Origin of the sequence: Oscillibacter sp. KLE 1745 (assembly GCF_000469445.2) — a bacterium.
Taxonomy (GTDB): domain Bacteria; phylum Bacillota; class Clostridia; order Oscillospirales; family Oscillospiraceae; genus Oscillibacter; species Oscillibacter welbionis.
Genome location: NZ_KI271696.1, coordinates 31,135 through 41,096 on the forward strand (window position 1 = coordinate 31,135; position 9,962 = coordinate 41,096).

7 protein-coding genes and 1 pseudogene are annotated in these 9,962 nt (G+C 64.5%); 4 read left to right on the forward strand and 4 right to left on the reverse strand.

All coding sequences use genetic code 11. The features are described from left to right. A partial coding sequence (nifJ, locus tag HMPREF1546_RS04285) for a pyruvate:ferredoxin (flavodoxin) oxidoreductase (RefSeq protein WP_021751730.1) occupies positions 1-3,029 on the reverse strand: 3,029 nt, incomplete at its 3' end. Positions 3,030-3,367: 338 nt separating this feature from the next. Here nifJ and HMPREF1546_RS04290 point away from each other — a divergent pair. Further along, positions 3,368-4,885 (forward strand): YifB family Mg chelatase-like AAA ATPase, encoded by a 1,518-nt coding sequence (locus HMPREF1546_RS04290; RefSeq protein ID WP_036631099.1) that lies wholly within the window; start codon positions 3,368-3,370, stop codon positions 4,883-4,885. 148 nt (positions 4,886-5,033) lie between these two features. Here the strand turns inward: HMPREF1546_RS04290 and HMPREF1546_RS04295 are convergent, their stop codons facing one another. The 3 genes from HMPREF1546_RS04295 to HMPREF1546_RS04305 form a co-directional block, all read right to left on the reverse strand. Next, positions 5,034-5,276, reverse strand: a complete 243-nt coding sequence (locus tag HMPREF1546_RS04295; protein WP_021750816.1) for a hypothetical protein — start codon at positions 5,274-5,276, stop codon at positions 5,034-5,036. Positions 5,277-5,316: 40 nt separating this feature from the next. Continuing rightward, positions 5,317-5,958, reverse strand: a complete 642-nt coding sequence (locus HMPREF1546_RS04300; RefSeq protein WP_021750817.1) for a flavodoxin family protein — start codon at positions 5,956-5,958, stop codon at positions 5,317-5,319. A 120-nt stretch (positions 5,959-6,078) separates the two neighbouring features. Continuing rightward, the gene (locus HMPREF1546_RS04305; protein ID WP_021750818.1) at positions 6,079-6,894 is read right to left on the reverse strand and encodes a PepSY domain-containing protein; all 816 of its coding nucleotides are present in this window, start codon (positions 6,892-6,894) and stop codon (positions 6,079-6,081) included. Positions 6,895-7,110: 216 nt separating this feature from the next. Between HMPREF1546_RS04305 and thiI the strand changes: the two genes are divergently transcribed. From thiI to HMPREF1546_RS19385, 3 genes and pseudogenes are all read left to right on the forward strand, one after another. Then, positions 7,111-8,322: a tRNA uracil 4-sulfurtransferase ThiI gene (thiI, locus tag HMPREF1546_RS04310; RefSeq protein ID WP_021750820.1), complete on the forward strand. Its 1,212-nt coding sequence runs from the start codon at positions 7,111-7,113 to the stop codon at positions 8,320-8,322. Between the two features lie 67 nt (positions 8,323-8,389). Further along, complete coding sequence (locus HMPREF1546_RS04315; protein ID WP_021750821.1) at positions 8,390-9,646, forward strand: competence/damage-inducible protein A; 1,257 nt, start codon at positions 8,390-8,392, stop codon at positions 9,644-9,646. A 66-nt stretch (positions 9,647-9,712) separates the two neighbouring features. Beyond that, a pseudogene (locus HMPREF1546_RS19385) lies at positions 9,713-9,962 on the forward strand (hypothetical protein); the annotation flags it as partial.

Here is a 9,962-nt window from a genome sequence, read left to right on the forward strand (position 1 = left end):
AAGCCGATGTCGTAGGCCCAGCCGTCGCCGCCGAAGATCCACATGGACTTCTTGGACAGGAACTCCTTGTCCGCCAGAATCTCAGCAGCCAGCTTGCAGGCGTCACACTGGCACAGCGTCTCGCCCTTTGCCTTCAGCTCCTCGCCGAAGGCATGGATCTCCGCCTTGGGATTGGCCAGCAGCTCGTCCACAGTGCAGATGCTGCTCTCCAGGGCGGCGATGTATGCCTTGGTGGCCTCGCCGTTGGCGGCGCTGTCCTCCATGGTGTCCAGCCACTTCTGGCCGGCCTCCTTCAGAGCGGGCACTGCCCAATCCTTGGCAATCAGCTCCCGGGTCAGATCCGCCAGACGGCTGCGGGTGGCCTGCTGGCCCAGATACATGCCCAGGCCGTGCTCAGCGTTATCCTCGAACAGGGAGTTGGCCCAAGCGGGACCATGGCCTTCCTTGTTGGTGCAGTAGGGAGAGGTGGCAGCCGGACCGCCCCAGATGGAGGAGCAGCCGGTGGCGTTGGAGATGTACATCCGGTCACCGAACAGCTGGGTAATCAGGCGGGCATAGCTGGTCTCGGCGCAGCCGGCGCAGGAGCCGGAGAACTCCAGCATGGGCTGACGGAACTGGCTGCCCTTGACGGTGTTGTCCTGCATGTCCTTCTTCTCGGACACCTGGGAGACGCAGTAGTTGAAGACCTCCTGCTGGGCGGCCTCCTGCTCCTGGTCCACCATGGTCAGGGCGTCCACCGGGCACTGGCCCACGCACACGGCGCAGCCCATGCAGTCCAGCGGGCTGATGGCCATGGTGTACTTGTACACGCCCTTGCCCTTGCCGGCCTTCACGTCCACGATCTTGGCGGCGGCGGGGGCATTCTTGGCCTCCTCCTCCGTCAGAGCGAAGGGACGGATGGTGGCGTGGGGGCAGACATAGGCGCAGTTGTTACACTGGATGCACTTGGTGGAATCCCAAGTGGGAACGGACACGGCCACGCCGCGCTTCTCATAGGCGGCGGCGCCCAGCTCGAACTGGCCGTCCACATGCTTGACGAAGGCGGACACGGGCAGGCTGTCGCCGTCCATGCGGCCCACGGGGTCCAGAATCGTGCTGACCTGCTCCACCAGAGCGGCGGGGCCCTCGTGCTTGACAGGCTCGGCCTCGTCCACAGCGTTGGCCCAGTCGGCGGGCACATCGAACTTCTTGTAGGCGGTGGCGCCGGCGTCGATGGCCTTGTGGTTCATGTCCACGATGTCCTGGCCCTTCTTCAGGTAGGAGTGGGTGGCGGCGTCCTTCATGTAGCCCACAGCCTCGCTCTCAGGCATGACCTTAGCCAGAGAGAAGAAGGCGGACTGCAGGATGGTGTTGGTGCGCTTGCCCATGCCGATTTCCTTGGCCAGGTCGATGGCGTTGATGGTGTAGACCTGAATGTTGTTCTTGGCGATGTAGCGCTTGGAGGCGGCATCCAGATGGTGGCTCAGCTCCTCGTCGCTCCACTGGCAGTTGATCAGGAACACACCGCCGGGCTTCACGTCCCGGACAATGGGGAAGTGCTTGGTGATGTAGGCGGGCACGTGGCAGGCCACGAAGTCGGCCTTGTTGATGTAGTAGGAAGACTTGATGGGGGAGTCGCCGAAGCGCAGGTGGCTGATGGTGACGCCGCCGGTCTTCTTGGAGTCGTACTGGAAGTACGCCTGGACATACTTGTCGGTATGGTCGCCGATGATCTTGATGGAGTTCTTGTTGGCGCCCACGGTGCCGTCGCCGCCCAGGCCCCAGAACTTGCACTCAATCGTACCGGCGGGAGCCACGCTAGGAGCGGGCTTCTCCTCCAGGCTCAGGTGGGTCACATCGTCCACGATGCCGATGGTGAACTCGCGCTTCATGGAATCCTTCTTCAGCTCGTCATACACGGCGAAGACGGAGGCGGGCGGGGTGTCCTTGCTGCCCAGGCCGTAACGGCCGCCGATCACCTGGATGTCGGTCCGGCCGGCGTTGGCCAGAGCAGTGACCACGTCCATGTACAGGGGCTCGCCCTGGGAGCCGGGCTCCTTGGTGCGGTCCAGTACGGCGATCTTCTTGCAGGTGGCGGGGATGGCGGCGAGCAGCTTGTCCGCACGCCAGGGCCGGTACAGCCGGACCTTGATGAGGCCCACCTTCTCGCCGCCCGCATTCAGATAGTCGATGACCTCCTCAGCCACGTCGCAGATGGAGCCCATGGCGATGATGACGCGGTCTGCGTCGGCAGCGCCGTAGTAGTTGAACAGCTGATAGTCGGTACCCAGCTTCTCGTTGATCTTGCCCATGTACTTCTCCACCACGTCGGGCAGAGCGGTGTAGTAGCTGTTGCAGGCCTCACGATGCTGGAAGAAGATGTCGCCGTTCTCGTGAGAGCCGCGCATGTTGGGCCGCTCGGGATTCAGGGCGTGCTTGCGGAACGCCGCCACGGCGTCCATGTCGCACATCTCCTTCAGGTCATCGTAATCCCACACGGCGACCTTCTGGATCTCGTGAGAGGTCCGGAAACCGTCGAAGAAGTTCACGAAGGGAACGCGGCCCTCAATGGCGGCCAGATGGGCCACGGGCGCCAGGTCCATGACCTCCTGCACGTTGCCCTCGCACAGCATGGCGAAGCCGGTCTGGCGGCAGGCCATGACGTCGGAGTGGTCGCCGAAAATGTTCAGGGCGTGGGTGGACACGGTACGGGCGGACACATGGAACACGCAGGGCAGCAGCTCGCCGGCGATCTTGTACATATTGGGGATCATCAGCAGCAGGCCCTGGGATGCGGTGTAGGTGGTGGTCAGCGCACCGGCGGCCAGGGAGCCGTGGACCGTGCCGGAGGCACCCGCCTCGGACTGCATCTCGACGACCTTGACAGTGGTGCCGAAAATGTTCTTCTGACCAGCGGCGGACCACTGGTCGACCAAGTCTGCCATGGGAGAGGACGGGGTGATGGGATAGATCCCCGCCACTTCGGTAAACGCATAGCTGACATACGCAGCTGCGTTGTTACCGTCCATGGACTTGAACTTTCTTGCCATAAACTTACCTCCTATAAATGTGCTGCCCACACGACAGCATTCTGAACCAACATGAACACGGTCGCATTCCCCCGAATGCTCATGCAGTGTTATTATATCACTTGAAATTTGCCGTGTAAATAACTGCCTTGTTATTTTTTGCGCAAATTTTCTGGTTTCTGCGGAAACGTCAAGACTTCCTGGAATTTTCAGGCCAGTTTTGGAATCCGGGGTTTCTTATTTCGTCGTTTTGTGGTAAACTGACTTCCGTGAAAACGGCGGTTTTCGACAATTCGCAATCGGCTCTTCCGGCAGCGGGCGGCAGCCTGGAGCGGGAGGGCTTCTGGAGGTGGTCGTTTATGGTGGTGACGGTGCGCTCCCTGGGACTGAACGGCATTGCCGGGTATGCGGTCAGCGCGGAGTGCTTCCTCTCCGGCGGGCTGCCCGCCTTTGACATCGTGGGTCTGCCGGACGCCGCCGTGCGGGAGGCCCGGGAGCGGGTCCGGGCGGCGGTGAAGAACTGCGGGGCCAAGTTCCCCGTCAGCCGAATCACGGTGAATCTGGCCCCGGCCGGGCAGAAAAAGGCGGGCACAGTCTACGACCTGCCCATCTTTGTGGGGCTGCTGGCCGCAGGACGGGAGCTGCCGCCGCCGGCCCAGCAAGCGGCGTTTATCGGGGAGCTGTCCCTCACCGGGGCGCTGCGGGGCGTCACCGGCGTGCTGCCCATGGCCCTGGCAGCCCGGGACGCCGGTGTGAAGGAGCTGTATGTCCCGGCGGAGAACGCCGCTGAGGCCACGCTGGCAGGCGGCCTCACCGTCTACGGCGTACCGGATGTAGGGGCGCTGGTGCGCCACTTGCGGGGCGAGGAGCGCCTCTCCCCCGCCTCGGCCTGGGTGCCGGAGGCAGAGGAGGCCGCCGGGCCGGATCTGCGGGATGTGATGGGCCAGGAAAATGCCAGGCGGGCCCTGGAGATCGCCGCGGCAGGCGGCCACAACCTGCTGCTGATCGGCTCCCCCGGCGCAGGCAAGTCCATGCTGGCCAAGCGGCTGCCCTCCATCCTGCCGGATATGAGCCGGGAGGAGGCGCTGGAGGTCTCCGGCATCTGGTCCGTGGCGGGGCTGGCGGACCCGCAGCACCCCCTGCTGACCCGGCGCCCCTTCCGCAGTCCCCACCACACCGCATCCGCCGCCGCCCTCACTGGAGGCGGGCCGCTGCTGCGGCCGGGGGAGATCTCCCTGGCCCACAACGGCGTGCTGTTTCTGGACGAGCTGCCGGAGTTCCACCGGGACGTGCTGGAGGCCATGCGCCAGCCCCTGGAGGACGGCACGGTGACAGTGGCCCGCTCCGGCGGGACGCTGCACCTGCCCGCCCGGTTCCAGCTGGTGTGCGCCATGAACCCCTGTCGGTGCGGCTGGCGGGGGCACCCCTCCGGGCGGTGTACCTGCTCGGACCGGGAGGTGGCCAAGTATGTGGAGAAGATCTCCGGCCCCCTGCTGGACCGGATCGATCTCCACGTCAGCGTTCCCGCGGTGGAATACGCATCCATGCGGCGGAAAGAGACGCCGGAGAGCTCCGCCGATGTGAAGTGCCGGGTGGACGCGGCCCGGGCTGTCCAGACCGCCCGCTTTGCCGGCACCGGCGTCACCTGCAACGCCCACATGACCGCCCCCATGATCGGGCAGTTCTGCCGCCTGGACCACGCCGGCGATGCGCTGATGAAGTCCGCCTTCGAGCGGATGGGCCTCACCGCCCGGTCCCATGATCGGATTCTGCGGGTAGCCCGGACCATCGCGGACCTGGACGGTGCGGCGGACATCAGGCCGGAGCATCTGGCAGAGGCCATCCAGTTCCGGAATACCGATATTTTGAAGGGATAACCGGGTCCCCGCCGCAGCCCAGCGCAGCGGACTTTACGGGGGCAAGGCGGAAGCCATTCCGTTCCGGAACCGGACATTCCCAAAGGATCAGAAAACCAGGCGGCCCCGGAATGGGGCCGCCTGGTTCACTGTGGCGGAAATAACGTGGTCAGTGCCGGTTCCAGAGAAGCAGGGCCGCCAGCAGCGGCACTCCCAGAAGCACCGCTGCCAATATTATGGCGAAGATCCGGGCCCTTTTGCGGAACCCCTCCGGCGAGTAATCCATATCTCCCTTTTTCAGGCGGTGCAGCCAGAACGTGTTCAGGCCCCAGATCACCAGGCCGATCACCGGTACGATCACAAAAACCGAAAACCATCCGTCTCCGTTGGAACCATCATACAGCGGGCTCATTCTCCAGATTCCTCCTTCCGCCAATCGCCGACTCTCCTCTTTACCGGATGAAGTTCATCATGGGACGGGGCGTGCTCTCCGGCACAGGGACCCTGCTCTCCGCCAGCACCTTCACCATCCAGGCCATATCCCGGCCCAGGCGGGCGGCCACCTCCATGCCCTCCTCGTCTTTCAGGGCCTCGCCGGGGTCCGCGCCGTGTACGGCGCCCCAGTAGTCGGAGGTGACGATGACCATCTCCATGGCATCCATGGTGCCCAGCAGCTGCTGGTACGTCTCCATGCCGCCGCTGCGGCGCAGGGTGCACAGGGCGCCCCCCACCTTGTGGTGGAGCTGATTCACCCCGCAGCCCGCCGCCAGCATCAGCCGGTCCAGCACGCACTTCATATTGCCGGAAATACCGCCGTGATACACCGGAGCTGCCAGCAGGATGCCGTCCGCCTCGATGCAGGCGGCGATGATGTCGTTGACCATATCGTCGGTCTGGACACACCGGAGGCTGCCGGTGTTCAGGCAGTGGTAGCAGGCCATGCAGGGATGGACCTTCGCCCCGGGCTGGAACACCTGGAACTCCACCCCGGCGGCCTCCACCTCCCGCCGGACCACCTCCAGCACCTGGGCGGTGTTGCCGTTCTTTCTGGGACTGCCGTTGATGGCCACGATCTTCATAAACTTCCCCTCCATAATTTGGTTTCCCCTTGTTGTCCCTCCATTATAGCAGAGGGCTGGACGGCGGGCAAGAGCTCCTTTTCCCCCATAAAAAGAGACGCCCTGACGGGCGTCTCTTTGGGGCTCTGGGGAAGATCACCAGCGGTCGTTGTCGATGTCCCGGCTGAAGATGGTGCCGGTGACGGCGTCGATCTCAAATTCGTACTCGGTCCAGCCGTTGCGGATCTCGACTTCATACTGCGCCCGGCCGTCATCCCAGTCAAACTGGCACTTCACCACCGTGGAGCCGCTGGGCGTCTCCGCCAGGGCGATCTGCTGGGCCCGCTCTGCGGTGATATAGTCGCCGCTGGAAGAGTTGCTGCCGTTCCCGGAGGGGCGGCTGGTGCCGTTGTTCCAGATCTGGAAATTCTCCAGCTCCCGATCGGAGCTGAGGATGGCGCCGGTGACGGCGTCGATGTCGTAGTCATATTCGGTGGTGCCGCTGTAAAACTCCACCTCATACTTCATCCGGCCGTCATCCCAGTCCAGGTTGGCCCGCAGGAACACGGCGTTGGCCTCTTTGACACCGGCGTCATTCAGGGCGATCTGCTTGGCCCGGTCGGCACTGATATAGTTGCCGGAGGCGGAAGAGGCGCCCTGCTGGCTGGCGGTCCGGTCCGCGGTGGTCAGCTGGACCGTGCGGGTGGCCGAGTTGAAGGACACGTCCATACCCATGGCCTCGCTGATGGCCCGGACGGGGACATAGGTGGTGCCGTTGTAGAGGAACACGGGGACCTGCTTTCCGGCGGCATCCCGCGGGGTGAATCTGGCGCCGTTGAGGGTGATGCCGATGCCGTCCTCCACCTGGATGCTGCGCTTGGAGGTGGCGGTGGCCGTGACGCACAGTGCTGCGATCAGGACCGTCAGGACCAAACCGGAGCCGAAGCCCTTCCAGAAACCGTTCTGCTTCATTGTTCATTCTCCTTTTCATGTTCTGCATTCGGCGGGTCTCTCCCGCCCCTTCTGCACCATTAACGGTGCCAGAAGAGGTTTTATTGCACCGTGCGGAAAATTTTTTTATTTTTTTCGCGCCGCTGGCCCTTCCCTACAAAACAGGCTTTCTATTCCCGGAAAAATGCGCTATAATAGGGGCCGATATTCCAAACTGTTCTGATATGGAGGTCCGTTATGATGAATGCTTCCCCTGCCCCGCAGGAGATCTTTTTGCTGAAACTGGGCGAGGTGGTCCTGAAGGGACAGAATCGCCAGTCCTTTGAGGACAAGCTGCTGGCCAACGTCCGCCGCCGGGTGAAAAACTGCGGCAGCTTCCAGTGCTCCCTCCGGCAGAGCACCATCTACGTGGAGCCCCAGGGAGAGGACTGCGATATGGAGGCCGCCTGGGACGCCTGCCGCCAGGTGTTCGGCATTGCCGCCGTGGCCCGGGCCGTGCCCTGTGAAAAGACAGTGGACGCCATTGTGGAGGCCGCCCGGACCTATCTGGCGGACGCCTTTGCCGTTGCGAAGAGCTTCAAGGTGGAGAGCAAGCGGGCAGACAAGATGTTTCCCATGAACTCCATCCAGCTGAGCCAAGCTGTGGGCGGCGATCTGGCGGAGCTGTTCCCCCATGTGGCGGTGGATGTCCACACTCCCGATCTGACGGTATTTGTGGAGATCCGGGAGAAGTACGCCTACGTTCATACTCCCTCTGTTCCCGGCGCGGGCGGCCTGCCCATCGGCATGGGCGGCCGGGCGGTGAGCCTGCTCTCCGGCGGCATCGACTCCCCGGTGTCCTCCTGGATGATGGCCCGCCGGGGCGTGGAGCTGGAGATGGTCCACTTTGTCTCCCCGCCCTACACCTCCCAGCAGGCCCAGGACAAGGTACTGGAGCTGGCCCGGCTGCTGACTGCCTGGACCGGGCGGCTGCTGGTCCACATCGTCCCCTTCACGGAGATCCAGGAGGAGATCCGGCGGAACTGCCCGGAGGAGTACTTCACCCTCATCATGCGCCGGTTCATGATGCGCATCGCCGAGGCCATCGCCAGGAAGGCCAACGCCGGCGCCCTGGTCACCGGCGAGTCCCTGGGCCAAGTGGCCAGCCAGACCATGCTGGCCCTGGGGGTCACCGAGGATGTGACCTCCCTGCCGGTGCTGCGGCCCCTGATCGGCATGGACAAGGTGGAGATCATCCGCATGTCCCGGGAGATCGGGGTGTTCGACACCTCCATCCTCCCCTATGAGGACTGCTGCACGGTGTTCACGCCCCGCCACCCCGCCACCCGGCCCCGGCTGGAAGATGTGCGGCAGGCGGAGGCCGCCCTGGACGTGGAGTCCCTGGTGCAGAAGGCCCTGGCGGACGAGACCTGGGTGCGGGTGAAGTCCACGGATCCGGCCCGGATCTGACCCAATCTGTTCCCGGCCCCGCCGCCTGTTGCCGGCGGGGCCGCTGTTTCAAAAAGGAGGTCTTTCCATGTCACACACCGCGGAGATCATCGCCGTCGGCACAGAGATCCTGCTGGGTAACATCGCCAACACCGACGCCCAGATGCTCTCTCAGAGCCTGTCCACCCTGGGCGTCAACGTCTTCTGGCACACGGTAGTGGGGGACAACCCTCAGCGCCTGCGGGAGGCTCTGGACATTGCCCGGCACCGGGCCGACATCATTCTCACCACAGGCGGCCTGGGTCCTACCTACGACGATCTGACCAAGCAGACCATCTGTGCGGCCTTCGGCCAGAAGCTGGTGCTGCACGAAGATATTCTGGAGGACATCCGGGCCTTTTATCAGTCCGCCCTCCATGTGCCCATGCCGGAAAACAACACCCAGCAGGCGGAGCTGCCGGAGGGCTGCACCGTGTTCGACAATCCGGTGGGCACCGCCCCCGGCTGCGCCTTTGAAGCGGACGGCGTCCATGTGCTGATGCTGCCGGGGCCGCCCCACGAGTGCGAGACCATGCTCCGCCGGTGCGTGGAGCCGTACCTCCGCGCCCTCTCCAAAGAGGTCATCGTCTCCCACGATATCATGACCTTCGGCATGGGCGAGAGCTCTGTGGACCAGCTGCTCCATGACCGGATGGTCCGCATGATGAACCCCACCCTGGCCACTTATGCCAAGCCCTGCGAGGTGCGGCTGCGGGCCACCGCCAAGGCCGCCGGCGCAGAGGAGGCGGAGGCCATGCTGGCCCCGGTGGTGGCAGAGGTCCGCGCGGCTTTGGGAGACTATGTGTACGGCGTGGATGTGAAGGGCCTGGAAGCGGTGTGCTTCCAGCTGCTGAAGGAGCGGAATCTCACCCTGTCCACTGCGGAGAGCTGCACCGGCGGCCGGGTGGCGGAGCGGATCACTGCCCTGCCCGGCGTCTCCAGCGTGTACCGGGGCGGCGTGGTCAGCTACTGGACCTCTGTCAAGGCGGCGGTGCTGGGCGTGCCCCAGGAAACGCTGGACCAGTACGGCGCCGTGTCGGAGGAGACGGCCCGGGCCATGGCGGAGGGCGCCCGGCAGATCACCGGGGCAGACATCGCCGTGTCCGTCACCGGCGTGGCGGGCCCGGACCGGGATGAGCGGGACAACCCGGTGGGGCTGGTGTACATTGGCCTGGCCACGCCGGAGGGCACCTTCTGCCGCCGGACGGACTCCGGCCGCCGCCGGCGGGACCGCATCCAGGAGCTGGCCGCCAACCACGCTCTGGACGTGGTCCGGCGGTATCTCACCGGCCTGCCCATCGGATAAGCGCGCACCCAAGGGGGCCTGTGGGGCATATACTGGCCTAGCCCTTCAGAGAGGAGGCTTCTGTATATGCACTATTCTCAGGGGGATTTCTGTTATCCCCCGTGTTGTATCATTCCCACTGTTACGGTGGGCAGCACTGTCACGACACCCCCCGGCACCCGGGCCCGGGTAACCGCCTCGCCCACGCCCTGCGGTGTGGAGCTGGACTTTGCCATTCCAAGGGGTAATCCGGGCCCGGCTGGACCCCGGGGGCCAATCGGCTGCCAGGGGCCGGAAGGACCCCAGGGGCCGCAAGGGCCTCAGGGGCCGGAAGGAC